Genomic DNA, 25,370 nt, shown 5'->3' on the forward strand with positions numbered 1-25,370 from the left:
TCAGGTGCCTCCCGGTTGTGCGCCTGCCAACTGGCAGGCCAGGCTGTCCAGCAGTTCAGCTGTGTCGACAGGCAGGGAGTCGCAGGGGGCTGCCGCAACAAGATTTTGCCTGATCTGGGTGACGGGTTCTGGCACAGTGCCGTTCTCCGGTGTTAGGTTTTTCAATGTTTGCCAGGCCAACGCAAGTTCTATTCGTTCAGCCTGAAGTTCTGCTGCCGCCAAAGCTTCCCGCAGAGCCTCGCAGTCGCCGTGGCTGCGGGGTATGGCCTTGCGCGCATTGCGAATGCTACCGGTTACACGGCTGCGCCACTCTGTTACCGTAGCGCCTTCAAAGCCGGAGAACGGACAACCCTGGTTGCCCAGCCAACCGGCGCAGAGAATTCTGGTTACGCTCCAGCCCGAAGACTGCAGTTCGAGGCAGTCCCGGGCGAGGTCGGGATTCTGCCACTGCGCCAGTGCGTAACGCCATAACGGATTGTCCGGTTGAATATTGACCGGAAGCTCCGTCAGTGCGGCGTTCGGTTTGCTCATGACTGGCGATTTCCCGACCGTCAATGTTGGAAAAATAAATCTATGTTAACGATAACCGATCTCAGTTTACAACGAGGCGGCGTCTGGTTGCTAGAAAACGTGAACCTGACTGTACAGCCGGGCCAGCGTGTTGCGATTGTCGGTGCAAACGGCGCTGGAAAATCGAGCCTTTTCCAGCTGTTACTCGGAGGCCTGGCGCCGGAGCAGGGCCTGGTGTCGCTGTCCGGTGGCTGCCGGATCGCACACATGGCGCAGGAAGTTGAAGCCTCTGCCCGCTCGGCTCGGGATTTCGTGCTTGATGGCGACGCTGAGTTGCGCCGACTGGAGCAGGCGCTGGCCGAGGCAGAACAAGGTAATGACGACCACGCCATGGCCCGGGTGCATGGTGAGCTGGATCTGCACGAAGCCTGGTCCGCGCCCCGCCGGGCCGAGGCGCTGTTGCGGGGGCTCGGTTTCGCTGACAGTGATGCAGACCGGCCGGTATCGGCTTTTTCCGGCGGCTGGCGGATCCGGCTGAATCTGGCCCAGGCGCTGATGCGGCCATCTGATCTTTTGCTGCTGGATGAACCTACCAACCACCTGGATCTGGACGCCTGCCTGTGGCTGGAGAACTGGCTCCGCAAATACCCTGGCACCCTGTTGTTTATTTCCCATGACCGGGATTTTATGGATCGGGTCGCCACCCACCTGGTGCACTTCGACCAGAAACAGCTGGTACTTTATACTGGCAACTACTCAGCCTTTGAGCACCAGCGGGCCGAGCGACTGTCCCAGCAGCAGGCCGGGTATGAGCGTCAGCAGGCGCGCATAGCCGAAATCCAGCGTTTTATTGACCGGTTCAAGGCCAAGGCCACCAAAGCACGGCAGGCCCAGAGCCGGGTCAAGGCACTGGAGCGCATGGAACGCATAGCGCCTGCCCACGTGGACTCACCGTTCAGTTTCGAGTTTCCGGTGGCCGATAAAGTTTCCAATCCTTTGCTGTCGATCCGCCACGGTGCAGCCGGGCACGGTGAGCAAACGATACTGAAGGGGATCAATGTCACCCTGTTGCCGGGTTCGCGGATTGGCCTGCTGGGCCCCAATGGCGCCGGTAAATCCACCTTTATGGATGCCTTGCGGGGCACCGGTACCCTGCTGGCCGGTGAGCGCACCTGTGGTGAGCACCTGGCGATCGGTTACTTTGCCCAGCATCAACTGGAGTCCCTGGATCTGGATGCCAGCCCTTTTCTGCATCTGCAGCGGCTGGTGCCTAACGCTCCGGAACAGCGGGTTCGTGATTTCCTTGGTGGTTTTGACTTCCATGGTAACGAAGCGCTGGCGCCGATCCGTTCTTTCTCCGGCGGTGAAAAGGCCCGGGTGGCACTGGCGATCATTGCCTGGCAAAAGCCGAACCTGTTGTTGCTCGATGAGCCCACCAACCACCTGGATCTGGAAATGCGCCAGGCCCTGACCATGGCGCTGCAGAACTTCGACGGCGCCATTGTCGTGGTGTCCCACGACCGACATTTGCTACGCAACACCGTGGATGAATTCTGGCTGGTATCGGATGGCCGGGTGGCAGAATACGAGGGGGATCTGGAAGACTATGAACGCTGGCTGGCAGAGCGGCGCAAGGATGAAGAGGCTCCGCCGAAACGGCAGGTAGAGGAAGTTGCCAGCTTGGCTGCTGCGGGTACTGCGACTCTGAGTGCAGACGAACGCAAGGCCCGGAAACGCCTTGAGGCCGAACTGAGGCAGAAGCTGAGCCCCTGGCGGAAAAAGCAGTCGGCCCTGGAAGCCCGCATGGACAGTTTGCAACAGCAGTTGTCCGGCATTGAGCAGGGCCTTGCCGATCCTGCAGTGTATGAGGATGGCGGGAAAGAGCGGCTGAGGACCCTGCTGGCGGAGCAGACCGCCTGCAAGCGGGAGCTTGACAGTGCCGAAGCCGAATGGCTGGAGGTCAGCGAGACCGTCGAAACCCTGGAAGAGGAATTGTCTGCGGTTTAGCCGGAATACCCCCTAACGGGCGGGCTCGGAATGCGGGCGGATTATCCGCCCGCAACTTCCAGCACAAAGTCCTGACGGGCCAGGTAGTCCTTCTCGTTTTCCAGGTCTGCCCGTGTCAGCGGACGGCTCTCCAGCCAGCCCTGGGGAAACTCCACCAACAGCCGGTTGCTGTTGCCACGCAGAGTGAACTCCGGCGCGGGCTCCAGATTGCGCGGATGCTGGATCAGGACGGCCAGGCGCAAGAGCACACACAGGTAGGTAACGCGGGCGTGGTCTTCTGCATCGATGTTCTCCAACACTGCCGGTGCAAACTTCCTGCGGTGGCCCCGTACCAGCGCAGCCAGCTCTACCTGAAAGGGCTGGGTAAATCCGGCCAGATCGGAATAACGCAGAATGTAGGCGCCATGCTTGTGATACTGGGTATGAGAGATCGCCAACCCGATTTCATGTAACTGGCAGGCCCAGCGCAGAACGTCTTCATCCGCGGATGTGCGCAGGCTCCAGTCGTCCGCCACCTGTTCCCAGGCGGCAATGGCGGTCTTTTCCACCGCGGCACTGTGGGCCTGGTCCACCAGATAGCGCTCCTGCAGGGCCGAGATGGTTCGCTCCCGCACGTCCTCGTGCTGAATGCGGCCCACAAGGTTGTACAGCAAGCCCTCCCGCAATGCGCCGTCGGCATAGGTCATCTTCTGGATGTCGAGCGACCGGAATGCCGCCAGCAAAATGGCAAAGCCCGGGGCAAAAATATTCAGCCGTTCTTCACGCACCCCCAACTCGGCCAGGCGCTCGATGTTGCCCATGTCCAGTAGCCGCTGGCGCAGATCCTCCATACCCTCCCGTGTGATCGTGCCGTCACTGATTTTCAGTGACGCCAGAACATTGGCAATTGCCTTGATAGACCCGGAAGAACCCACGCTGCTCTGCCAGCCCGCACTGCGATATTGCTGGCGAATCACCTGAAGTTCCTGCTCGGCGTGGGTAATTGCCTTGTCCAGCTCCCGTCGGGTAATCCGGCCATCCGGGAAATAGCGGTTGCGGAAAGAGACACAGCCCATGTGCAGGCTCTCCAGCTGACGGGGCTCAAACCTTTGCCCGATAATCAGCTCGGTGCTGCCCCCGCCGATGTCGATGACCAGGCGTGCGCCCTCATCGTCGGCGAGCGTATGCGAAACCCCCAGATAGATCAGCCGGGCCTCTTCCCGGCCGGCAATGATCTCCACCGGATAACCCAGCACCTCCTCGGCCCGGGCAATGAACTCCGGTGCGTTGCGGGCGACACGCAGGGCGTTGGTGCCAACAATCTGCACCGCTTCACGGGGCATACCCTGAAGCCGCTGGGCAAACTTCTCCAGACACGCCAGGCCACGCTGCTGGGCGTCTTCGGTCAGCCGGTTACACTGATCCAGCCCGGCAGCCAGCTGCACCTTCTCGCCCATTTTCTCAACGGTGCGGATTTCTCCGTTCACCAGACGGGCAACCACCATGTGGAAACTGTTGGAGCCCAGATCGATGGTAGCGAGCATGTCCGGGGTGGTTGCAGGTGTCTCGGCGGTAGATGCGACCGTCACGTCAAAAGGCATCCTGTGTGGTGTGAACGTTGCGGTACTATAAGTGAAAGCCCCCGGAAATGTCAGCAAATGCTTGCGGACAATACTGACGTGGATCAGGCCGCAGGCCGGTTAAACATGCTTCACATCCGGGTGATCAATCGCGTAAAGTATCGGGTCTGTCTTAATCCGGGTGCGCGATGAACACGTAAGCCATCGCACACTATAGCCAACAGCGTTACTCCGACAGGCAGAAAACCGCCCGGGGGACGCCTGAATCAGGAAAAGATAATGAGCGGAAATATCGTTAATGTCACCGACGCGTCCTTTGAACAGGATGTTCTGAAGTCCGACATTCCGGTGCTGGTAGACTACTGGGCCGAGTGGTGTGGCCCGTGCAAAATGATTGCCCCGGTCCTCGAAGAAATCGCCGAGGAATACGAAGGCAAGCTCAAGGTCTGCAAACTCAACATCGACGAAAACGAACAAACCCCGCCCAAGTTCAACATCCGTGGTATCCCGACCCTGATGCTGTTCAAGAACGGCAACGTAGATGCAACCAAAGTCGGCGCCCTGTCCAAGTCACAGCTGGCCGCCTTCCTCGACAGCAACCTCTGATTCGCTGTTGAAGGAAACCGCCCCTGAACCTTGCGTCACGGGCGGTTTTTTTACGCCATGACCCAACCCGAATCCATCATCGGTCTGCTGCTGGCAGGCGGCAAAGGCACCCGCATGGGCGGCCAGGACAAAGGCCTGATGCCCTGGTGCGGCCAGGCCATGGCTGAATGGGTACTGCATGCCCTGAAAGCCGTCACCCCGACCGTCTGCATCAGTGCCAACAGATCCCTCGAAACCTACGAACACCTGGCTCCCGGCCACATCCTGCAAGACCCACAACACCTGCAGGGTCAGGGCCCGCTGGCCGGACTACTCACCGGCCTGAAAACCGCCCACACACTGGGCGCCCGGGCGGTACTGGTTTGCCCCTGCGACACCCCGGGCATCACCCCGGACACCCTCAGCGCCCTCGTCACAGCCTGGAAAACCCAACCCGACCGCCCGGCCATCGCCGAACACAACGGCCGCTTACACCCGCTGCACGGCGTCTATCCGGTGGCTCTGATGGATCAGCTGGAACAATGGCTGGCGTCGGACAACCGCCGGGTGATGGGGTTTGCGAAATCGGTGGCTGCGGTGGCGGTGGATTGCCCGGAAACCGGGGAGGTGTTTGCGAACCGGAACAACCTGCAGGATCTGGAGCACTGACAGGCGCGTTGTCAGATCGGCTAACAGTTTACGTAGGTCGCTGAGCTGGCGACGCCCCAGGGCTCATACACTGGTAGGTCAGCACTTGGGATAGGCTGCCCGAAAATGTGCGGAGCCAGGGATGGCGGAGCCCAAGCCCACATGGATGTGCTCGTGGCGTTTTTCGGGCAGCCTATCCCAAGTGCTGGCCGGGCGGCAGGCTCCAATACGCAGGCTTATTGCCAGCCCTCACTGCGAGCAACATCCGAAGCCTTCTGCTCCACCCAGTGCCCACCCTCAGCCGTAACCTCCTTCTTCCAGAAAGGCGCCGACGTCTTCAAAGCATCCATGATGAACTGACAGGCCGCAAAGGCATCACCCCGGTGAGCACTGCACACCCCGACGAACACAATCTGATCCGACAGCGCCAGCGACCCCACCCGATGAATCACCCGCGCCTCGCGCACGTCCCAACGCCGGGACGCCTCATCAATCAACCCCTGAATTACCTGCTCCGTCATCCCCGGATAGTGCTCCAGAAACAGCCCGGTAACCCCGGAAAGGTCCCCGGAGTCCCGCACCAGCCCGGTAAACGTGGCAATGGCACCGGTGCCAGAGCCGCTGTTACGCAAGGCCTGATACTCGGCACCGGCATCAAAATCCTCCGTCTGGACGGAAATCATCTCAGCCTCCTGTCACCGGTGGAAAAAACGCCACTTCATCACCCGCCTGCAACCGGGTGCCGGGCTTGGCCATGGCCTGATTGACCGCCACCATTACCGGCTGATCCCCGGTCAGCTGGGCCCAGGCGCCACCGCGCCCGGACAGCGTGGATAAAAGCTCAGCCACCGTCTGCCCCTCGGGCAGCGGGTGCGACATGGACTCTGTGTCCAGCTCCTCCCTCAAGCGGGCAAAAAAACGGATGGTGATCGTTGGAGTAGTCATAATTAGCCCAGCAATTCAGCAAATGAATAATAGAGAACAGAGTCTCCCGGCTGCACGGTGCTGTGCTCCGGCACCACCGCCAGACCGTCGCCCCAGCAGGCCGAACTGAGCACGCCGGAACTCTGGTTCGGATAAGCTTCAACCCGCGCTTCGCTGGCAGAACCCTGCTTTCGGGCCCGGACAAATTCCCGCCGCACAGACGCCGTGTTTACCTCGAACGCTGAGGGCAGCCATTCACCCCGGGGCAAAATGTGATGGCGGCCCTGGCATTTGCGAATGTAGGGCATGGCCACCACCAGAAAGGTCACCAGCACTGCGGCCGGGTTGCCCGGCAAGCCCAGAACCGGGGTACCGTTCACCGAGCCAAAGGCCAGCGGCTTGCCCGGCTTGATGGCCATCCGCCAAAGCGACAGGGCGCCGGATTCCTCCAGCACCGCCCTGACATGATCTTCCTCGCCCACCGACACACCGCCACTGGTGATCAGTAAATCGGCGCTGGCCGCCGCCTGTTCCAGCCGGTTCCGGGTCTGCTCCCGGGTGTCTTCCAGAGACTCACACAACACCACCTCGCAACCTGCCTCGGCCAACAGGCCCAGCAAGGTGTAACGGTTGGTGTTGTAAATCTGCCCCTTTGCCAGGGGTTGGCCGGGCTCCACCAGTTCGTCGCCGGTGGTCAGCACCGCCACTTTCAGGCGCGGGCGTACTGCCACCTCACCGACGCCCATCGATGCCAGCAGCCCCATTTCCTGAGGGCGGATTAGAGTACCAGCCGCCAGCGCCAGCGTGCCTTTGGCAAGATCCTGCCCCTGGCGACGAATGTTCTGGCCAGCATTCACCTCGGCCATCACACGGATACCGGCGTCGGTGACCTCCACCCGCTCCTGCATGATCACCGCATCGGCACCGTCAGGAATCTCCGAACCGGTGAAAATCCGAACCGCTGTGCCCGGCTTCAGGGCTTTCGGCGCGGTACCGGCAGGAATCCGATCCGAGACCGGCAGAGCCTGGTTCGGCTGAACGTCTCGGGTGGCGATAGCGTAGCCGTCCACTGCACTGTTGTCCGCCGGGGGCACGTCTGCGGGAACGTATTGATCGGCCGCCAGCACCCGGCCAAGACTTTGGGCCAAAGGCACGTTTTCGTTTGCGGATTCTGTCGCCACACTGGCCAGAATATGCTGCAGAGCATCATCAACCGATGTCAGCTGTGAATTTGCCATAGTCGCTCCTGCTTACCGCTTAGCCCGCTGGCCAATGGCCTCAAACACACGCTGGTACGGGCGCTCGGGTTTGCGCAGAACCAACTCTGAGAAGTTGCACGGGCCGTGGCGGCTGTCCAGTTGCGGTGCGATCAGGCCATTCCAGCCGGTACGGCAGGCGCCGGTCGAGCCGGGCAGGCAGAAAATCGCCGTGTGATTGGCGAGACCGGCAAACGCCCGGGACTGAATGGTGGAGGTGCCGATTTCGGCTGCAGACAGGCGGCGGAATTCTTCCCCGAAACCTTCAATGCTCTTGTCCAGCAGGGGTGCCAGAGCTTCCGGCGTGCTGTCCCGCTCGTGGAATCCGGTGCCGCCGGTGATCAGCACAACATGAATGTCAGACGAGGCGACCCACTGGGAAATTAACGCCCGTACCAGGTAGATGTCATCTGGCAAAATACGCCGACTGATCAGGCGATGCCCGGCGTCCAGTACGCTGTCTTCAAGAAACTGACCGGAACTGTCCTGGTCCGGGCCACGGGTATCGGATACGGTCAGAATCGCAATATTCAGTGGGTTGAGTTCGCGGGTGCGTTCACTGCTCATGAAAAAGCTCCGGTGTCAGTGTTCAGTTATGATGACAGTATCCCGATCAGAGCCCCGTAAGGGAAGGGAGTAACCCCTCGGAGGGACTTTGAGGCGCGGGTGTGGCGCGGCTCGTGCGGATAAACGCATAATTTCAGCACGGGACTTGACATCTGCTGTAAAAGTAACCGATTATGCCGTTGCCCGGCGAACGGTTGTTCCCACTCTCTGGCTTCAGCATTTTTTATCCGGCTTCCAACTTCACCGGTTGCTCCACCTGGCCAGCGCCTAGTTTCAGCTTAATTCGTTCAATACGTTCAGGGGCACCCCTGTCATTCCAACAGTCGTTTACTTCCATTCCTGAAAATTCAACAAACTATGAATCTTACTGAACTCAAGCAGAAATCCGTGCCCGAATTGCTCGATATTGCGCAAGAAATGGGCCTCGACAACCTGGCTCGTTCGCGTAAACAGGATGTAATTTTCACCATCCTGAAAAAACACGCCAAGAGCGGCGAAGACATCTACGGTGACGGTGTACTGGAAATTCTGCAGGATGGCTTCGGCTTCCTACGTTCCGCCGATGCCTCCTATCTGGCCGGACCTGACGACATTTACGTGTCGCCCAGCCAGATCCGCCGTTTCAACCTGCGTACCGGCGACACCATCTCCGGCAAGATCCGGCCCCCGAAAGACGGCGAGCGTTACTTTGCCCTGCTGAAAGTCAACGAGATCAACTTTGACAAGCCGGATAATGCCCGCAACAAGATTCTGTTCGAGAACCTGACGCCGCTGTTCCCGGATGAGCGTCTCACGCTCGAAGCCGGTAACGGCAGCACTGAGGACCTTTCCTCTCGGGTTTTGGATCTGGTGGCGCCGATTGGAAAAGGCCAGCGGGGCCTGATCGTGTCTCCGCCCAAGGCCGGTAAGACGCTGTTGATGCAGAGCATTGCTCAGTCCATCACCCGCAACAATCCAGAGTGCCATGTCATGGTACTGCTGATTGACGAGCGGCCAGAGGAAGTGACTGAGATGCAGCGCACCGTGCGCGGCGAAGTCATCGCCTCCACCTTTGACGAGCCACCGGCCCGTCACGTCCAGGTGGCCGAGATGGTGATCGAAAAGGCCAAGCGCCTGGTCGAGCACAAGAAGGACGTGGTTATCCTGCTGGACTCCATCACCCGTCTGGCCCGGGCTTACAACACCGTGATTCCGTCTTCCGGTAAGGTGCTGACCGGTGGTGTTGATGCTCACGCCCTGGAAAAGCCCAAGCGTTTCTTCGGTGCTGCCCGGAATGTTGAGGAAGGCGGTAGCCTGACCATCCTGGCAACCGCGCTGGTTAACACTGGCTCGAAGATGGACGAGGTGATTTACGAGGAGTTCAAGGGCACCGGTAACATGGAAGTGCATCTGGATCGCAAGATCGCCGAGAAGCGCACCTATCCGGCCATCAACATCCGCAGCTCCGGCACCCGCCGTGAGGATCTGCTGATGTCCGAGGCGGACATCCAGCGCGTGTGGATTCTGCGTAAACTGCTGCACTCCATGGATGATGACACCGCAGCGATCGAATTCCTGCTGGACAAACTGAAAGACACCAAGACCAATGACGAGTTCTTCCAGTCAATGAAGCGTCGTTGATACTGGCTTGGTAACAAGGCCGCCCTCGGTGTCTTCGTGCATCCGGGCGGCTTTTTGCGATTTATCCCGTCCCGCCCCGGGTTTTGTCAGCCCGAAGGTCAAGATCCAGACAAGGCCAACCTCCGTAAGAATGCACGCCAGGATCGGAGCGCATCATGAAATACAGTGACTTGAGAGACTTTATTGCCCAATTGGAAAAGCTGGGTGAGTTGAAGCGGGTGACGGCTGAAGTCGACCCTCATCTCGAAATGACTGAAATCTGTGACCGTACCCTGCGTGCCGGAGGCCCGGCGCTGCTGTTCGAAAACCCGAAAGGTTACGACATGCCGGTACTGGCCAACCTGTTTGGTACGCCAAAACGGGTGGCCCTTGGCATGGGGCAGGACGACGTGAGTGCATTGCGGGAAATCGGAAAGCTGCTGGCCTTTCTGAAGGAGCCGGATCCCCCCAAGGGCTTTCGGGACGCCATCGAGAAGTTGCCCCTGTTCAAGCAGGTGATGCGCATGAGCCCCAAGGTGCTGCGCTCCGCGCCCTGTCAGGATGTGGTGATCGAGAAAGACAAGGTCGATCTTTACCAGATACCGGTGCAGCACTGCTGGCCCGGTGATGCTGGCCCGCTGGTGACCTGGCCGCTGGTGATTACCCGGGGGCCCAATAAAGAACGGCAGAATCTGGGCATTTATCGGCAGCAGGTGATCGGCCGTAACCGGTTGATCATGCGTTGGCTCAGTCATCGTGGCGGGGCTCTGGATTACCAGGAATTCCGCAGGGCCAATCCGGATGCGCCCTATCCGGTGGCCGTGGCGTTGGGGGCCGATCCGGCCACCATTCTCGGAGCAGTGACCCCGGTGCCGGATACTCTGTCGGAATATGCCTTTGCCGGTTTGCTGCGGGGTGCCCGCACCGAGCTGGTGCAGGCCGGGCTGAGTGATTTGCAGGTGCCCGCCAGTGCCGAGATCGTGCTGGAAGGCTTCATCTATCCGGATGACATGGCGCCGGAAGGGCCGTTTGGTGATCACACCGGCTACTATAATGAAGTGGATGAATTCCCGGTGTTTACCGTGGAGCGCATCACCCATCGCCACGACCCGATCTACCACAGTACCTACACCGGTCGCCCGCCCGACGAGCCTGCGATTCTTGGGGTGGCACTGAACGAAGTGTTTATTCCCATTCTGCAGAAACAGTTCCCGGAGATTGTGGATTTTTACCTGCCGCCGGAAGGCTGTTCCTATCGGCTGGCGGTGGTCACCATGAAAAAGCAGTACCCGGGCCATGCCAAGCGGGTGATGATGGGGGTCTGGTCGTTCCTCCGGCAGTTCATGTACACCAAGTTCGTGATTGTGACCGATGACGATGTCAACGCCCGCAGCTGGGAAGATGTGATCTGGGCGATCACAACCCGCATGGACCCTGCCCGGGATACGACTCTGGTAGAGAGCACGCCCATTGATTATCTGGATTTTGCGTCTCCGGTGTCGGGGCTGGGCTCGAAAATGGGCATGGATGCGACCAACAAATGGCCGGGAGAAACCGACCGGGAGTGGGGCACGGCTATTACCATGACCGAGGACGTGCGCCAGCGGGTTGACGAGATCTGGGATAGCCTGGGGATTGAAATTTCCGAACCCCGCCCTGACTGATATGGACAAGCTGGCCCGCCGTGTCCGTTTGCAGCCATCAGGTTTGGCATACCGGGTGCCAGACCATGAAGATGTGCTCTCGGCGGCAGCACAGGCGGGTATTCGGGTGCCTGCGGCGTGCCGCAATGGCGTGTGTGAGATTTGCGAAGCGCGGCTGATGAGCGGCGGCGCCTTGAATACCCGCAATCAACTTTCTGTACCGGTCGGTGAGCGGCTTATGATGTGCCGGACACTGGCGCTTACCGATCTTGAACTGGAGATACCCGCCGTTATGGCACCAGGAAACTTTCAACCACGCCGGTATCAGGCCCGGGTCGTGGATGTCCGCCTGATCAGTCACGATGTTTATCGGGTGGCGCTGCAGCTACCGCGCCGCCGGGATGTAGCCTTCCATGCGGGGCAATATCTGGCGGTGATTCTGCCAGAGACCGATCCCTGCTATTTTTCCATTGCCAGCAGTCCGTCCGCTGAGCAGATCGAATTGCATATTCAGGCGTCACCGGACTGGATTTCGGCCCGGAAAGTGATCGACGCCTTAACCTCCGGGCAGGAAGTCACGGTTGAGCTGCCTCACGGCAAGGCTTGCCTGGCGGCGGCACCGGAAAAGCCATTGCTGCTGGTGGCCGCTGGCACAGGCTTTGCGCAGATGAAAAGCCTGGTGGATTACCTGCAGGAAACCCGCTTTGATCATCCGGTCAGGCTGTTCTGGGGGGTGCGCAAGCATGAAGATATGTACCTGCGCTCAATGGCCCGGCAGTGGCAGGACGACTGGCCGGTCTTTCGCTTCGTTCCGGTGGTCGGTGACGATGACGACAACGACTGGAGCGGGCATCACGACCAGCTGGTACACGCCGTACTGGCATCGGGGTTCGACTGGCACAATGTGGAAGTTCACGCCAGTGGCTCCCCCGGCATGGTGTATACCCTGATGGATGCCCTGGTGGCGGAGGGGTTACCTGAGTCCGCGTTCTATTCGGATGTACTGGAGTATGCGCCGCGTCAGTAGCCAATATGCCGGGCAGACATGAAAAAGGCCAGCGGTGATGCTGGCCTTTTTCATGTCTGCCCCAGAGAAAAGGTTACGCCCGTGGCATCGGAAGATCCGGCAGCCCATTATCGGTTTCCAGCTCCTGCATCAGTAGTTTGATGCTTGCTGCTTCCTCGCCCATGTGAGCATTCAGACGGCTAAGCTCAGCCATGGTCTCGCGGCTGCGCCTTAATTGCAGGCTTGCCTCAAAATACTCCCTTGCTTTACCCCAGAGTTCGTTTCGGAGGCTAAGCCTGCCCAGGGCGAGCTTCAGTTCCGGGTTGTTCGGGCGGTCTTTCATCCACTGTTCGGCCATCAGCAGTTGCTCTTCGGGGTGGGTGCCCCGGATGCGGCCGTACAGGTTGATCAGCTCGTCGCTCCAATGGTTGCGTAGCACCTTGCGCAACAGGGTTTCGGCCTGGGCCTCGTCGCCGAGGCTGGCAAGCAAACCGGCATAGTCCCTGATGGTGAATTCGTCGCGGCGCACGAAGCCGGGCATCTCATCCCAAAGGCGGGTCAGGGGCTCCAGAGGTGCCTCAGAGTTCTCTGCCCGAGCCCGGCGACACTCATCGGCGGCCCGCTCCAGCAGGTTGTGCCACACCTCACGCTCGAGATCGTCCAGTTCTTTGGGGGTGGCGACACTGCGCTTGCGAAGATCCGGGGCCAGTTTTGCAAGCTCGCGCCAGTCTTCAAGTTTCAGATACGCATTCTTCAGGAGCTTCAGAACGAACGGGTGATGGGGGGCTTCTTTGCGCAGTCGCAACAGCGTAGCCAGTGCCTGCTCCGGCCGGTTACCGGCCAGTTGCAGCTGCGCCTGGGTCAGGCCAACAGCCAGACTGGAGCCCGGAGTACTCTCGAACGCCTTGCGTAATAGCTCATCCACGGCGTCATGATCATCGCATTCGAACGCCGCCTGGGCGGCCGCCAGATAGTTGATCAGTGGTGTATCAGCATGTTCCGCCGAGCTGGTCAGCAGTTTTCGGGCCCGGGCCCAGTTACCTTCGGCCAGCGACAGCAGCCCCTGAGTGGTGCGTCGGCGGGCTCTTCGCTCGCCGCCGCGGGCCATCCAGCCGGCGACCACTCCGCTACCCTGGCGGAAGCGGCGTAATGCGCTGATGCTGCCGGTAATCAGCACAACGAGGCCGATAATCAGTGCCAGGCCGACCCAGAAGTTGGTTTCGATCAGGTAGCGGCCCAGGCTGATCCGGATATAGCCAAGATCGTAGGTCAGCCCCATCGACAGCGCGGTTCCTGCCAGCAGGGCAATCAGCAGGATCAGCAGAATACGGATCATGACTCGGGCTCTCCCTTGCCCGCTTCGCTGTTGCCGTCATCTGCGGCCAGGCGGCCGGCGAGGCGCTCTTTCAGCAGGCCGAGGGACTGGCTGATGTCGGGGAGTTCGGGATCCACATCGCCTTTGGCCAGTTCGGTCAGGGTTTCGTTCAGGCCACTGATGGTGGGGTTGGTGCTGTCGTACCAGTCATTGATGGTGGTAATGGCCTTGTTCAGCGCCCGCTCGTAAAGAGGTTGGTTGCCGCGAAGTACCGCCATCTCTGCTTCTTCCAGCATCAGTTGCAGGTTAAGGCGGGCCCAGGCACTTTGATCGGGTGAGAGCAATGGCTTGACCGGCTCGTCCATACGCCGGATAACAACAACTTCCTTCAGGGTGTCGAGGAAGCGGTTCCACGCCCGGGTAAAGCGGTTACTGCCATCCGCGGGGTTGTTTTCATCGGCCAGCATACCAAAGCCGGGTGCCCGGTCGTTGATCAGAGCCTGGTCGGTAAGGTCGTTGATGGCGGCAATGGCAGCCTCAAGCCGAAGGTAGAGGCCGGTCCGGTCGACACTCTGGATGCTTCGTAGTGACTGAACCTCCCGGGCCAACTGCTGGCGCACAGGGTAAACACCAATATCATCGGATTCCCGCAATACCTCGTCGGCAGACTGCAGGGCAGAAAGCGCACCGCGAATGTCTTTTTCTATCAGCAAGCGCTGATTGGCGATGCGCAGCAAGTATTCGGCTTCGGCCAGTAGCCAGTCGGTTCGGGTACGATTACCGGCCTCAAGCAGTTCGCGGGCGTTATGGTCGATCTGGCGTTGCTGGGTGGCGATCAGTTCGCGCTGTTCAGCCAGCCGGGTTTCCAGTGCCTGTAGCCGCCGGGCCTGCTCGCTGCCCCGGCTGCCATACAGGTTTTCAAGTTGATCCGCATCCTGCTGCAGGGTCTGAATAGCCTGCAGGGCGGTCTGGTGTTTTTGCCATTGCAGGTAGCTCCAGGCTCCCAGGGCTATCGCCAGCAACAACGCAAGGATGGCAGCGATCCAGAGTGGCCAGAGGCGTGGGCGCCCTGTCTGGGGGGCAGTAACCGGGGCGGGCAGTTGTTTGCTTGTGTCTGTCACGGGCATCCTTACTCGGTTATCCGTTGTCGAGGGCGTCCTGTGTTAACCGGGAAGCCACACTAAGAGCCAGTTCGTCGTTCGCCAGGCTGTCCGGAACAAAGGTTCTGGGCAACCCCAGGCTGCGCGCAAGTGCGGCGACCCGCTCTACCGGGATCACGATCAGCGCTTCAGCCAGTCTGTCCAGGTATCCAGCGCCGACGCTCACCAGATTGTTCAGTGTTTCGCCGGAAAGCGCAATGACCACATCGGGCCGGAATCTGGCAAAAATATCTTCTGTCTTTTCTGAAGGATAGTACGGGCAGGAGCGTCGGTACAGTGGCAGGGTGGTTATCCGGGCGCCTCGTTCTGCCAGGGTCTGGCGCAGCAGTTCCCGGCCCTGCTCGCCGCGGGCCAGCAGTACTTTTTCGTTGCGGAGGTTCTGCAGCGATGGGTGCTTCAGCAAGGCCTCGCTGGTCCAGCCCTGCTCGGGGCGCTGTGGATCAAGGCCGTGTTCCCGGAAGACGGCCGCCGTGCCCTCGCCAACACCGTACCACTGAATGCCCGAGGGCATCTGTGGCCACCAGTGGTCGATTTCCTCCAGCAGGCGCCGTGCGGCATAGGGACTGACGGCAACGACATGGTGGAAGTTGTCCAGTTGTTGGAGGGTGCTTCTTTGTTCCGGAGTTTCCGGCAACGGCTCCCGCTCCACCATCGGCAGCAAGCGGACGTCTGCGCCCATCTGCTCAAGTACACCCGCCAGGCGGGTGGCTTCCGGTTCCGGCCGGCAGACCAGTATCCGCCGGCCCCGCAGGGTGCGTTCAGCTTGGGGTGTGGCCATAGATTTCAGCCAGTACCTTGTCTGCGCCCATTGCCAGCAGCTGTTCGGCCAGTTCCCGGCCTAGTCGTTCGCCTTCGGCACGGGGCGCCCGGCCTTCTACCCGGAAGATCTCGGAACCGTCTACCGCGCCCACCAGGCCTCTCAGCCAGAGCGTGTCCTGGTCTTCCAGCAGGGCATACGCGGCAATCGGAACCTGGCAGCCGCCTTCCAGGCGACGATTCAATGCCCGCTCGGCTTTTACGCGATCCGCGGTGTCGGTGTGGTTCAGTGGCTCGAGCATCTCGAGCAGTTCACTGTCGTTCAGCCGGCACTCGATGCCCAGGGCGCCCTGGCCAACGGCGGGCAGAGACACGGTATCGGGCATGGAGTAACGGATACGGTCGTGGAAACCCAGGCGCTTGAGGCCGGAACTGGCTAATACGATGGCGTCAAACTCACCGGCGTCGAGCTTGGCCAGCCGGGTGTTGACGTTGCCCCGCAATACTCTGATCTGGAGATCCGGACGGTTGGCCCGCAGCTGGGACTCCCGGCGCAGGCTGGCGGTGCCGACTACGGCCCCTTCCGGCAACTGGTCAATGTTGTCGTAGATGTTGCTGACAAAAGCGTCGGTGGGGTCTTCCCGTTCGCAGATGGCCACCAGGCCCAGGCCCTCGGGGAAGGCCATGGGCACATCTTTCATGGAGTGCACCGCCAGATCGGCGCGGCCGTCGAGCATGGCTTCTTCCAGCTCTTTGACAAACAGGCCTTTGCCGCCGATTTTGGCCAGAGGCACGTCCAGGATCTTGTCGCCCTGGGTTTTGATCTTGATCAGCTCAACGGTGATGTGATCGTGCAGGCGTTCCAGCTCGGCCTTGATGAATTCGGCTTGCCAGAGGGCCAGAGCGCTGCTGCGGGTTGCGATGCGTAGAGTACGTTTGGACATCTTGCTCACTGTCGGTCAAAAAAGTGTGCCCACAAGGTTACCTTGTGGCCGAAAAAAAGTCCCGTAATCCGCCCGGGCCTACCCCCTCAGGGGGAGGGTTGGTGCTCCTGCAGCCACTGACGGATGCCAGCGGCATGGCGCCGGCTGACAGTCAGCAGGGTGTCACCGCAGGTCAGGGCCAGCAGGGTCTGGCCATCATTGCTGCGGCGGAGTCCGCGAATGAAGCGGGTGCCAACCAGGGTGTGGCGGTGAATTCGGATCAGATGGTTCGGGTATGCCTGCTCCAGCTCTTTAAGGGTGTAATCGCATACGGTTTCACCCTGGCTGTGATGCAGGGTGACGTATTTCTGGTCGGCCTCGCAGTACTGTAATTCGTTCAGGTTGATCAGTTCTGTTCCGCGGTGTGTTTTCACCGCCAGTTGGCCAACTGCCGGTTCCGGCACCTGCTGCAGTGCCTGCAATTGCACCCGGTTAACCTGGCCTGTCCGGGCCAGTGCATCGGCCAGGGCCTCACGGCGCACGGGCTTCAGCAAATAAGCGATGGCGCGAACGTCGAAGGCCTGGATGGCGTAGTGGTCGTAAGCGGTGCAAAAAATAAGGGCAGGCGGGCTTTGCAGCCGGGCCAGGCGATCTGCGGTTTCCATGCCGTCCAGGCCGGGCATCCGGATGTCCAGCAGAACGATGTCCGGATCCAGTTCTGCAATCTGCCGCAGGGCATCATTGCCATCGACCGCTTCACCGCAAACCCGATAGTCGGGCAGGGCGTCGAGCAGGCGTTGCAGTCGCTGGCGGGCAAGGGGTTCATCGTCGACGATCAGTATGCGTTTGTGGGTGCTGTCCATGTCTTGTTACTCGTCCTTTCGGGTGGCTGTTCGCCGGGGTAGGCGCAAAGTCACAGTATAGATGCTGCCCTGGCGGCTGTGTTTGAGAACGGCAGGCTCCCCGAACAGAGCCTGTAGCCGGGCCTGGGTGTTGGTCACGGCCATTCGGTTACCCTGATGCTGCCGGTCTTCCGGCTCCACAAACGGATTTTGCACCATCAGGTAAACGAACCCCCCGCGGGGATAGATTTCGATACGAACGGTGCCGCCTTCCGGTCGTGGCTGGATGCCGTGATAGATTGCGTTTTCCACCAGGGGCTGCAGGCTCAGGGGAGGGATGGCCTGCTGCTCAAGGCCCGGTGATACCTGCCAGTCCAGAGTCAGTCGTGATCCAAGGCGGAGCGATTCAATGGCCAGATAACGCTGGCAGAGTTCAAGCTCCCGGCTCAGCGGAATCAGGTGGTCGTCGGTACGCAGGCTGGCCCGAAACAGCTCTGACAGGTCGAGTACGGCATCTTCCGCCTGCTCGGGGTTGCTGGCAATCAGGCTGGCAATGGTGTTCATGCTGTTAAACAGAAAATGGGGCTGAATGCGGGCCTGCAGGGAGGTCAGCCGGGCCTGCATCTCTGCTTCCCGTTGTTGTTGCCACTGATTCTGCAGGTAGAAGTAGCGCAGCACTATAAGCACGATCAGTGCCGCCAGTAGCAGCTTTTTGGCCACCGTCTGCCACAAGTCGCCCCCGTTGCCCGGGTGCAATACCCGGTCGGCGAACAGGCTGAATGCAAAAACATCGAGCACCACCAGCAGCACAATGGTCAGGGTGCTTCGACCGACACTCATGCGCGCCAGTCGGGGGCGCAGCAGGCAGATCAATGCGGCGCTGGTCAGGGTGGTCCACTGCACAAACAGGGATAGAAGCCCAAAGTAGTTCCAGTCGATCCAGCTGTTCCGGGCCTGCACAATCGCCAGTACCAGCACGAATAGCTCGCTGGTAATCAGCAGCATGAAGACAGCCCGCACCCGGCACAGATCGGGCACGTAGAACTCGCCGGTGTCCTTGTGGTTCATGCCTTTGTCGGATTTCAGGGGTGTCTCCTCAGGGTCGGTGCGATGCTATAATGCCGCAACTTATCTCTTATTCATTGCCGGCACGATGATGCCGGGCTGTCAGCAGGAAAGATAGACCATGACGGATCAGAACAAGTCTGACCAGACCACATCCTCCGAAAAGCCCTGGGGTGGCCGCTTCAGCGAGCCTACGGATGCCTTTGTTGAGCGCTTCACGGCGTCGGTGGGTTTCGACCAGCGCCTTTATCACCATGATATTACCGGCTCCATCGCTCACGCCACTATGCTGGCGAAAGTCGGCGTGCTGACTGACGCCGAGCGGGATCAGATTATTGAAGGCCTGAAGGGCGTGAAGGAAGACATTGAAGCCGGTCGCTTCGAGTGGTCTGTCAGCCTTGAAGACGTGCACATGAACGTCGAGGCCCGGTTGACCGACCGCATCGGAATCACCGGTAAGAAGCTGCACACAGGCCGAAGCCGGAATGACCAGGTAGCGACCGATATCCGGTTGTATCTGCGGGACGAAATCGACGTGATCGCCGAGGAACTGGCTCGCTTGCAGGCCGGCTTGTTAGATCTGGCCGAGCGTGAAGCCGACACCATCATGCCTGGCTTTACTCATTTGCAGACCGCTCAGCCGGTGACCTTCGGCCATCATCTGCTGGCCTGGTATGAAATGCTGGTACGCGATGCCGACCGTTTGCAGGACTGTCGCAAGCGGGTGAATGTGATGCCCCTGGGTGCGGCGGCGCTGGCGGGTACCACTTACCCTATCGATCGCAACCTGACAGCCGAGCTGCTGGGCTTTGACCGGCCCACGGAAAACAGCCTGGACTCTGTTTCGGATCGGGACTTTGCCATTGAGTTCTGCAGCTTTGCAGCCTTGTTGATGACCCACCTGTCCCGGTTTAGCGAAGAGCTGGTGCTCTGGACGTCTGCCCAGTTCGACTTTATCGACCTGCCAGATCGCTTCTGCACCGGCTCCTCGATCATGCCCCAGAAGAAGAACCCGGATGTGCCGGAGCTGGTTCGGGGCAAAACCGGCCGGGTGAACGGCCACCTGATCAGCCTGCTGACCCTGATGAAGAGCCAGCCTCTGGCTTACAACAAGGACAACCAGGAAGATAAGGAGCCCCTGTTCGACACGGTGGACACAATCAAAGGTTGCCTCAAGGCGTACGCCGACATGGTTCCGGCCATCAAAGCCAAGGCCGATAACATGCGGGTGGCGGCCAAGCGTGGTTTTTCCACCGCTACGGATCTGGCGGATTACCTGGTGAAAAAAGGCGTGCCCTTCCGGGATGCCCATGAGATCGTCGGCAAGTCTGTCGCCTTTGGTGTGGCTGAGAATCGCGACCTGTCCGAAATGACTCTCGAAGAGCTGAAACAGTTCTCGGATGTGATTGCTGAGGATGTTTTCGATGTGCTGACCCTGGAGGGCTCGGTACAGGCGAGGGATCATCTTGGCGGCACGGCACCAAAGCAGGTACGTGCGGCAGTTGCCCGGGCACGGGCCGCACTGAAGTAAGCCTCTGCAGGCTTCTGGCCTGCGCTCTATCCCCCGATCCGGCCGGTGGCAAGCTCCACCGCTGCCGGAGTCAGCTCCGACAAAGGAAGCGCAGGCGCCAGCCGGTGCCCCTGGCCGTAGTGAATGCCCAGGGTTCGTGCCTTTCTCAATGTTTCGTCGTTTTCGATGAATGGCGCAATGGTCTGGCGCCCCGCGGCGATAGCAATCCGGTGCAGCGCTTCGGCCATGGTGGCCTGAACCGGGTCGTTGGCAAGCCCCGTAATTAGTGCCCGGGCCAGCTTGATGTAGTCGAATGGAAGGCGGGCGGCCAGCTGGTAGCTTTCAACCGAAGCACCGGCCTCCTGCAGGGCAACCTTGCAGCCGATACCCTGTAACGCGTGGCAGAGCCGGGTTACCTGCTCCGGGTGTTCCCGGGCGTGGGCCTCCTGGATTTCCAGGCAGAAGCAGCTGGCGTCAAAGCGGGATTGCTCGATAACCTGCGCCATGAAATTAACAAAGGTATCGTCCAGGACGGTGGCCAGAGACAGGTTGAAACTGCAGTGAGTCAGCCGTGGCTTCATCAGCGGGTGCTGATCAAGCCAGTGGAAAGTCTGGAAGATGACCAGGTGATCCAACCGGCTGGCCAGGTCGAACTGCTCGGCGACCGGTAGAAACAGATCCGGTGTTATCGGCGGGTCGTCAGGTTTTTGCCCCGGAATCCGGCAGAGTATTTCAATGTGGTCGCCCCAGGTGGCACTGGCCAGCGGTTTAACCGATTGATAGACCAGTGGCAGGTGGTTCTGATCCAGGGCCCGGGCCACCAGATCCTTCAGTGTGGTGGTTCCGCTGTCCACCATGATGTCGGAGCGCGGGTAGCCGGTATGGATCTGGTTTCTGCCTGCGGTTTTCGCGCTGTGGCACAGGCTGGCGGCCCGGTTCAGCAGGCGCTCTGGCTGTGGCGGGCTGTCCGGGCCGAGGATAAGCAAGCCCCCGCAGCAGGTGGTTTGCAGGTGGGTGTCTTGCCACCGGAGCCGGAACTCGGCGATTTGTGTTCGGATTTCATCGGCAATTTCTCTGGCCCGTGCCTCCGGGCAATGCTCCAGATACAGGGCAAAGGTATCGCCCGCCAGGCGGGCCAGAGCATCCCGTTGGCGGATGCGGGCACCAAGATGGCGGGCCAGCGCCCGAAGATAGCGGTCTGCAGTGCCGCTACCGTGGTTGGTATTGAACCGCTCAAAATGATCCAGATCCAGTAACAGAATGGCATCCGGCGGCGATCCTGCCTGTCGATGCTTCCGTGCCCGCTCGATATGCACCAGAAAGGCGCGACGGTTCATCAGCCCGGTAATCGGGTCGTAACGCATTTGATCTTTGTCGTGCTGGGGGTGGCGGAGCCGGTCGCTGATATCCCGGGCAACGTGCATGGCGCCGGTCACCTGTCCACGGGCGTTGTGTATGCTCTGGAAACGGAGTTCGTAAAGGGGCAGGCTTTCTCCCTGCCGGTTGAGTGGCGTTTCTGCAACAAAATGCCCGCGCTCGAACGCCCGCTGCCAGAGTCGCTCGATCAGTTTTCGTTCAACGGGAAAGTCAGTGAGCAGGGTGCGCAGGCTGTCGCCGGGCCGGGGTTCGATCTCGAACGCCTTCTGAAACTGGTCTGCCCAGGGCTGGTTGAAGTGCAGCAGCCGGAAGCGGGTATCCAGCGCAACCACAAGATCATCGGTGGCGCAGGTGGTGGCCTCAAGAATGCGCCAGGCCTGCTGGCGGTTCCGTTCCAGTGCTGTCATTGCGCTCTGGTCAAAGACAACACCGCCGAGTTTTCGGATCTGCCCGTTGTTGGCCAATGCCTGGCCTGCCAGCACAACGCTGCGGGGGTGTTGCCGGTCTGTGGCAATTTGCAGCGGGATACGGAACGGCTGGCCGGTGCGCAGGCAACGGCGAAACAGCGCCCGCACGCGGCTCTGGTGCGACTGGCAGTAGAACAGGGCCTGTTCCGGGGAGATCTCGGTGCCAGGCCTGAGTTCCAGCAGCTGGTACAGGCCCTCAGTCCAGTGAACCTCGTTGGTGGCAATGGTCAGTTCCCAGAGGCCGAACCCGCTGTGTTGCTCTGCCAGTCTCTGAATATTAGGATCCAGACGGTGGCCGGGCCTGAGTGTAACGGCTGCAGAAGCAGCCCGGTCGGAATCACGGCGTTTCTGGTTGAGGCTCAGACTGGCGCTGAAAAAGTACCCATGTTTATGGCGAAAGGTTACCAGTACCGGTTGGCCGCGTTCCAGGCTGAGCCGGTGGGCGGGGGCAAAGGGGTCATCCTGGCGGGAGGCCAGAATGCCCTGGACGCCCATCTTGCCGAGAGCGTTGGCTGTGTAGCCGAACATGGCTTCAGCGTATTGGTCGGCCTGCAGTATCCGGCCCTGGTCATCGACACGGAGCAGGGTTGGGCGTATAACCGAACCGTTGGTATCCGGCCGGTAGCGCTGGATCAAAAATTCTCTCACGAAGCAGAAACCTCGCTCGGGCTGGCGGTATGATTCGCGACACCGATAGCGGTGTTTCTGCTGAGATAGTCGCGATTTTTCATCATAACCGTTGTGTCGCTGAAATTAACCTGTTTCCGGAGTGCCCTTGACTGTTCACGCTGCACCTATTGTTCTCGATTTTGAGGACGGAATTGATCGCAAGGTTCTGAAGCGGCTCCGCGACCGCTTTCTTGTGGTCAATCGTCAGCGTTGGCAGCGGGCTCTGTCGGCATTGACCTACCGCCAGCAGATTGTGCTGGAATTGTTGCCACTGGTGTTTCATCGCAATCACCCAGCCTTGCCCGGCTACCAGCACGGCAATTGCCCGGAAGGGTTTGCCGGTTACACACCGGATGACCGGGTGCTGGGAGCTGCCCGCCGTCATGCCCGGAGTTTCCACTACCGTGACAAGGGTGTGCAGAAGCCGGATCTCGACAGTCTTTTTCTTATGGGTAGCCCGGGCACTCTGGGCCACTCGGTGACCAGTGATCTGGACGTCTGGCTGTGCCACCGGGAAGATTTGCCGGAGGCTGGCATCCAGCGTCTGGAACACAAAGCAGACAGTCTGGCCCGCTGGGCGGAAGATTACGGCGTCGAACTTCACGTTTTCGTGTTTTCAGCGGCAGACTGGCGCGCCGGGCGCCAGCGCGCAGAAGTGACTGGCGAGAACTGCGGCAGCGCTCAGCATTATTTGCTGCTGGATGAGTTTTACCGGACCAGTATCCACCTGGCCGGTCAATACCCGCTCTGGTGGCTGATTCCGGTGGAATACGAGCATGACTATGACCGCTGCCGCCGCCAGTTACTCGATTGCCGGTTTATCAGGGCCGGTGACTACATTGATTTCGGACCGGTGCCGGAAATTCCCCGGGAGGAGTTGCCCGGGGCTGGCATCTGGCAGTTGTACAAGGGCATAGATGCGCCCTGGAAAGCAATTCTCAAGCTATTACTGATCGAGTGTTACGGCGTGGACCGGGACACGCCGCTGCTGGCCGCCCGGTTCAAGCAGGCTGTACACCACGGCGTGATCTGTGCCGATGCCCTGGATCCGTATCTGTTGCTCTATCAGCGCCTGGAGCTTTGGCTGCTGACACAGGATGCGCCGGAACGGTTGGAGTTGGTGCGCCGAAGCCTTTATCTGAAGGCGGGTTTGCCCCTGAGCCGGGCAGGGACAACCGGTGGCCAGTGGCGGACAGAGTTGCTCCGGAGTCTGGTGGCCGACTGGGGCTGGGACTCCGACGACATCGCCGAACTGGATGACCGGCAGCGATGGCGTGCGGAAGACGTAGTCGCTCTGCGCCGCACTGTGGTGGCGGAACTCACGCACAGTTACCGGCTGCTGTCGGGTATGGCCCGGGAGCAGGGCACCCGGGCGGCAATCAGCCCAGCGGATGTCAGTTTGCTGGGGCGCAAGCTTTTCGCCGCGTTCCAGCGCAAGGCGGGCAAGATCGAGCTGATCAATCCTGGGCTGGTGCCTTCGCTGGTGGAAGAAAACTTGTCGTTTCATCATCGCTCCGAGCACCGTGAGCAAGCTGATGGCTGGCTTCTGTACCGGGATCTGGAAGATCCGTCCGATGCCTTCTGGCAACCGGTTATTCGCCGGGCGGGAAACCTCACCGAGTTGGTGGTCTGGTGTTATTGCAATGGCTTGCTGAGCCGGTCTACTCGCCTGAACGTGCGTTCCGGCCGTACCGTGGCGACGGTTCATGAGCTGCGGGAAATACTGGAGGCGCTGGAGTCATTTCTGCCACTGCCGTTGTCTTCTGCTACCGGTAAGGCGTTGTCGAGGCCGGTTCGGCCGTTACGGAACCTCTTGTTGCTGAACGTGGCCGCCGACCCGCAGGCACACCTGACCGGGAAAGGACTGCACAAGCTTTCGGCGCGCACGGACTCCCTCGGGTTCAGCGGAGCCCGGGAAAATCTGGTGCTGACCATCGATCAGATAACACTGAATAGCTGGCACGAGGTCAGTCTTCAGCACTATGCCTCGGGTGACACCCTCGTGCAGTGTCTGAAGAATGTGCTGGCCCAGGCCGCAGCCAATCCGGGCGCATTGCCTGAAATCCGGGTGAGTAGCTCCGGGCGTGGCCATGGCCAGGCAACGGCAAGGCGGGTTCGGGATTTGTTTGCCGACGTTCTTCGCCATTTCTTTGCCGGCGGCTCCGGCCCGCATCCGTTGCGCTATCTGATCGAAATGGATCAGCGGTTTTTCCTGCTGCAGTTTCACGGCGCCGAGCCGTCTTTTATGGCGGTGGACGGCGGCTCCGGCCTGCTAGAGGTTCTGGGGCAGCCGCAGGAAGAGTATCTTCCGGTTGTCCCGGATCGCTACGCGTTGCAGGATGATCCCGCATTACGAGCTGTCTGCCAGGCCAGCCAGGAAGGTTGTGTGCAGGTTTTCTGGTGCACGCAAGGTGGCAGGGTCAGACTTTGGGTAGTAGATGAACATGGCAGCTTCTGGTTTCGGGAGGCACAAGCCAGCCAGCCGCGACAACTGTTGTCGCCCCTGTTGCGCTTTCTGGAGCGCCTTGATGAACGCCGCCAGTTGCGCCAGGCTGAGCCGCTCGACTTCCGGACAGCTGTGCGATGCTATGAACTGGTCTGCCGTGAAGGTCGCTGGCTGGCGGAAGTGCGTCCGGATCTGGCTGCCGGCTTGCTTGCGCGGGGGCTGGAGGTGCAGGCTGTAGGCGTTCAGCAGGGCGAAGGGGGGCTGCGGTTCGATATTTACTGCAATGAGCAGGAGTTCACGGTTCAGGAATACGGTGATCAGCTGATTCCGGCAGTGGCTCACTACATCCGCTCCCTGCGCCAGAGCCGGGAGCCCTATCCGGTGTATCTCAGCGACCTGCACCTGCCTAACGATCTGGGCCCGCAGTTGTATCAGCGGGATATCCAGACCAGCCAATATCTGCGCTATCGCGCCAGCCTGGAAGACGCACTCAACCGCCACCTTCAGTAGGCCGCTGAAACCTCGCGATGCATGCA

21 protein-coding genes are annotated in these 25,370 nt (G+C 60.3%); 8 read left to right on the forward strand and 13 right to left on the reverse strand.

The window, feature by feature from the left end:
- Complete coding sequence (locus C7H09_RS03425; RefSeq protein WP_106761232.1) at nt 1–531, reverse strand: DUF2390 domain-containing protein; 531 nt, start codon at nt 529–531, stop codon at nt 1–3.
- Nucleotides 532–573: 42 nt separating this feature from the next.
- Between C7H09_RS03425 and C7H09_RS03430 the strand changes: the two genes are divergently transcribed.
- Nucleotides 574–2,517 (forward strand): ATP-binding cassette domain-containing protein, encoded by a 1,944-nt coding sequence (locus tag C7H09_RS03430; protein ID WP_106761233.1) that lies wholly within the window; start codon nt 574–576, stop codon nt 2,515–2,517.
- A gap of 41 nt (nt 2,518–2,558) precedes the next feature.
- Here C7H09_RS03430 and ppx read toward each other — a convergent pair whose 3' ends face one another.
- Entirely contained in the window at nt 2,559–4,040 is a 1,482-nt protein-coding gene (ppx, locus tag C7H09_RS03435; RefSeq protein ID WP_240616497.1) for an exopolyphosphatase, read from the reverse strand.
- Between the two features lie 315 nt (nt 4,041–4,355).
- Here ppx and trxA point away from each other — a divergent pair, with 315 nt between their 5' ends.
- Nucleotides 4,356–4,682: a thioredoxin TrxA gene (trxA, locus tag C7H09_RS03440; RefSeq protein WP_106761235.1), complete on the forward strand. Its 327-nt coding sequence runs from the start codon at nt 4,356–4,358 to the stop codon at nt 4,680–4,682.
- 57 nt (nt 4,683–4,739) lie between these two features.
- Nucleotides 4,740–5,330 (forward strand): molybdenum cofactor guanylyltransferase MobA, encoded by a 591-nt coding sequence (gene mobA / locus C7H09_RS03445; RefSeq protein ID WP_106761352.1) that lies wholly within the window; start codon nt 4,740–4,742, stop codon nt 5,328–5,330.
- Between the two features lie 215 nt (nt 5,331–5,545).
- On the opposite strand, the gene C7H09_RS03450 is transcribed toward mobA, so the two are convergent.
- Genes C7H09_RS03450 through moaB form a run of 4 tightly spaced genes read right to left on the reverse strand, consistent with a single transcriptional unit; the run spans nt 5,546 to nt 8,056 of the window.
- The gene (locus C7H09_RS03450; protein ID WP_106761236.1) at nt 5,546–5,992 is read right to left on the reverse strand and encodes a molybdenum cofactor biosynthesis protein MoaE; all 447 of its coding nucleotides are present in this window, start codon (nt 5,990–5,992) and stop codon (nt 5,546–5,548) included.
- A 1-nt stretch (nt 5,993) separates the two neighbouring features.
- On the reverse strand, nt 5,994–6,254 hold the full coding sequence (gene moaD / locus C7H09_RS03455) for a molybdopterin converting factor subunit 1 (protein WP_106761237.1): 261 nt from the start codon (nt 6,252–6,254) through the stop codon (nt 5,994–5,996).
- Nucleotides 6,255–6,256: 2 nt separating this feature from the next.
- Nucleotides 6,257–7,471, reverse strand: a complete 1,215-nt coding sequence (locus tag C7H09_RS03460) for a molybdopterin molybdotransferase MoeA (RefSeq protein ID WP_106761238.1) — start codon at nt 7,469–7,471, stop codon at nt 6,257–6,259.
- Between the two features lie 12 nt (nt 7,472–7,483).
- Entirely contained in the window at nt 7,484–8,056 is a 573-nt protein-coding gene (moaB, locus tag C7H09_RS03465; protein WP_106761239.1) for a molybdenum cofactor biosynthesis protein B, read from the reverse strand.
- 357 nt (nt 8,057–8,413) lie between these two features.
- Between moaB and rho the strand changes: the two genes are divergently transcribed.
- The 3 genes from rho (at nt 8,414) to C7H09_RS03480 (ending at nt 12,325) form a co-directional block, all read left to right on the forward strand.
- Nucleotides 8,414–9,676, forward strand: a complete 1,263-nt coding sequence (rho, locus tag C7H09_RS03470; RefSeq protein ID WP_106761240.1) for a transcription termination factor Rho — start codon at nt 8,414–8,416, stop codon at nt 9,674–9,676.
- 155 nt (nt 9,677–9,831) lie between these two features.
- A complete protein-coding gene (gene ubiD, locus C7H09_RS03475; protein WP_106761241.1) occupies nt 9,832–11,319 on the forward strand; it encodes a 4-hydroxy-3-polyprenylbenzoate decarboxylase in 1,488 nt (495 codons plus the stop codon).
- Between the two features lies 1 nt (nt 11,320).
- A complete protein-coding gene (locus C7H09_RS03480; RefSeq protein ID WP_106761242.1) occupies nt 11,321–12,325 on the forward strand; it encodes a 2Fe-2S iron-sulfur cluster-binding protein in 1,005 nt (334 codons plus the stop codon).
- Nucleotides 12,326–12,398: 73 nt separating this feature from the next.
- On the opposite strand, the gene C7H09_RS03485 is transcribed toward C7H09_RS03480, so the two are convergent.
- The 6 genes from C7H09_RS03485 to C7H09_RS03510 all read right to left on the reverse strand — a co-directional run bounded on the left by C7H09_RS03485 (nt 12,399) and on the right by C7H09_RS03510 (nt 18,368).
- On the reverse strand, nt 12,399–13,640 hold the full coding sequence (locus C7H09_RS03485; RefSeq protein ID WP_106761243.1) for a heme biosynthesis HemY N-terminal domain-containing protein: 1,242 nt from the start codon (nt 13,638–13,640) through the stop codon (nt 12,399–12,401).
- Nucleotides 13,637–14,746, reverse strand: a complete 1,110-nt coding sequence (locus tag C7H09_RS03490) for a uroporphyrinogen-III C-methyltransferase (RefSeq protein ID WP_106761244.1) — start codon at nt 14,744–14,746, stop codon at nt 13,637–13,639. The genes C7H09_RS03485 and C7H09_RS03490 overlap by 4 nt, the downstream gene beginning before the upstream one ends.
- 10 nt (nt 14,747–14,756) lie before the next feature.
- Nucleotides 14,757–15,557 (reverse strand): uroporphyrinogen-III synthase, encoded by an 801-nt coding sequence (locus C7H09_RS03495; RefSeq protein ID WP_106761245.1) that lies wholly within the window; start codon nt 15,555–15,557, stop codon nt 14,757–14,759.
- Nucleotides 15,538–16,479 (reverse strand): hydroxymethylbilane synthase, encoded by a 942-nt coding sequence (hemC, locus tag C7H09_RS03500; RefSeq protein WP_106761246.1) that lies wholly within the window; start codon nt 16,477–16,479, stop codon nt 15,538–15,540. The genes C7H09_RS03495 and hemC overlap by 20 nt, the downstream gene beginning before the upstream one ends.
- 86 nt (nt 16,480–16,565) lie before the next feature.
- Nucleotides 16,566–17,321: a LytR/AlgR family response regulator transcription factor gene (locus C7H09_RS03505; RefSeq protein WP_106761247.1), complete on the reverse strand. Its 756-nt coding sequence runs from the start codon at nt 17,319–17,321 to the stop codon at nt 16,566–16,568.
- Nucleotides 17,322–17,327: 6 nt separating this feature from the next.
- Entirely contained in the window at nt 17,328–18,368 is a 1,041-nt protein-coding gene (locus tag C7H09_RS03510; protein WP_106761248.1) for a sensor histidine kinase, read from the reverse strand.
- Between the two features lie 118 nt (nt 18,369–18,486).
- Here C7H09_RS03510 and argH point away from each other — a divergent pair, with 118 nt between their 5' ends.
- The gene (gene argH / locus C7H09_RS03515) at nt 18,487–19,896 is read left to right on the forward strand and encodes an argininosuccinate lyase (protein ID WP_106761249.1); all 1,410 of its coding nucleotides are present in this window, start codon (nt 18,487–18,489) and stop codon (nt 19,894–19,896) included.
- Between the two features lie 26 nt (nt 19,897–19,922).
- Here argH and C7H09_RS03520 read toward each other — a convergent pair whose 3' ends face one another.
- Nucleotides 19,923–22,367, reverse strand: a complete 2,445-nt coding sequence (locus C7H09_RS03520; protein WP_106761250.1) for a sensor domain-containing phosphodiesterase — start codon at nt 22,365–22,367, stop codon at nt 19,923–19,925.
- Nucleotides 22,368–22,494: 127 nt separating this feature from the next.
- Here C7H09_RS03520 and C7H09_RS03525 point away from each other — a divergent pair, with 127 nt between their 5' ends.
- A complete protein-coding gene (locus tag C7H09_RS03525) occupies nt 22,495–25,344 on the forward strand; it encodes a class I adenylate cyclase (protein ID WP_106761251.1) in 2,850 nt (949 codons plus the stop codon).
- Nucleotides 25,345–25,370: the final 26 nt, after the last annotated feature.

This window comes from Marinobacter fuscus, assembly GCF_003007675.1.
Taxonomy (GTDB): Bacteria; Pseudomonadota; Gammaproteobacteria; order Pseudomonadales; family Oleiphilaceae; genus Marinobacter; species Marinobacter fuscus.

Excerpts from the sequence above, each read along its gene's own strand:
- C7H09_RS03490 (WP_106761244.1), bottom strand. The coding sequence starts at position 14,746 with ATGCCCGTGACAGACACAAGCAAACAACTGCCCGCCCCGGTTACTGCC.
- C7H09_RS03485 (WP_106761243.1), bottom strand. The coding sequence starts at position 13,640 with ATGATCCGTATTCTGCTGATCCTGCTGATTGCCCTGCTGGCAGGAACC.
- C7H09_RS03510 (WP_106761248.1), bottom strand. The coding sequence starts at position 18,368 with ATGAACCACAAGGACACCGGCGAGTTCTACGTGCCCGATCTGTGCCGG.
- C7H09_RS03450 (WP_106761236.1), bottom strand. The coding sequence starts at position 5,992 with ATGATTTCCGTCCAGACGGAGGATTTTGATGCCGGTGCCGAGTATCAG.
- ppx (WP_240616497.1), bottom strand. The coding sequence starts at position 4,040 with ATGCTCGCTACCATCGATCTGGGCTCCAACAGTTTCCACATGGTGGTT.
- ubiD (WP_106761241.1), top strand. The coding sequence starts at position 9,832 with ATGAAATACAGTGACTTGAGAGACTTTATTGCCCAATTGGAAAAGCTG.
- rho (WP_106761240.1), top strand. The coding sequence starts at position 8,414 with ATGAATCTTACTGAACTCAAGCAGAAATCCGTGCCCGAATTGCTCGAT.
- C7H09_RS03495 (WP_106761245.1), bottom strand. The coding sequence starts at position 15,557 with ATGGCCACACCCCAAGCTGAACGCACCCTGCGGGGCCGGCGGATACTG.
- C7H09_RS03460 (WP_106761238.1), bottom strand. The coding sequence starts at position 7,471 with ATGGCAAATTCACAGCTGACATCGGTTGATGATGCTCTGCAGCATATT.
- C7H09_RS03430 (WP_106761233.1), top strand. The coding sequence starts at position 574 with ATGTTAACGATAACCGATCTCAGTTTACAACGAGGCGGCGTCTGGTTG.
- mobA (WP_106761352.1), top strand. The coding sequence starts at position 4,740 with ATGACCCAACCCGAATCCATCATCGGTCTGCTGCTGGCAGGCGGCAAA.
- trxA (WP_106761235.1), top strand. The coding sequence starts at position 4,356 with ATGAGCGGAAATATCGTTAATGTCACCGACGCGTCCTTTGAACAGGAT.
- C7H09_RS03505 (WP_106761247.1), bottom strand. The coding sequence starts at position 17,321 with ATGGACAGCACCCACAAACGCATACTGATCGTCGACGATGAACCCCTT.
- C7H09_RS03480 (WP_106761242.1), top strand. The coding sequence starts at position 11,321 with ATGGACAAGCTGGCCCGCCGTGTCCGTTTGCAGCCATCAGGTTTGGCA.
- moaD (WP_106761237.1), bottom strand. The coding sequence starts at position 6,254 with ATGACTACTCCAACGATCACCATCCGTTTTTTTGCCCGCTTGAGGGAG.
- hemC (WP_106761246.1), bottom strand. The coding sequence starts at position 16,479 with ATGTCCAAACGTACTCTACGCATCGCAACCCGCAGCAGCGCTCTGGCC.
- moaB (WP_106761239.1), bottom strand. The coding sequence starts at position 8,056 with ATGAGCAGTGAACGCACCCGCGAACTCAACCCACTGAATATTGCGATT.
- argH (WP_106761249.1), top strand. The coding sequence starts at position 18,487 with ATGACGGATCAGAACAAGTCTGACCAGACCACATCCTCCGAAAAGCCC.
- C7H09_RS03425 (WP_106761232.1), bottom strand. The coding sequence starts at position 531 with ATGAGCAAACCGAACGCCGCACTGACGGAGCTTCCGGTCAATATTCAA.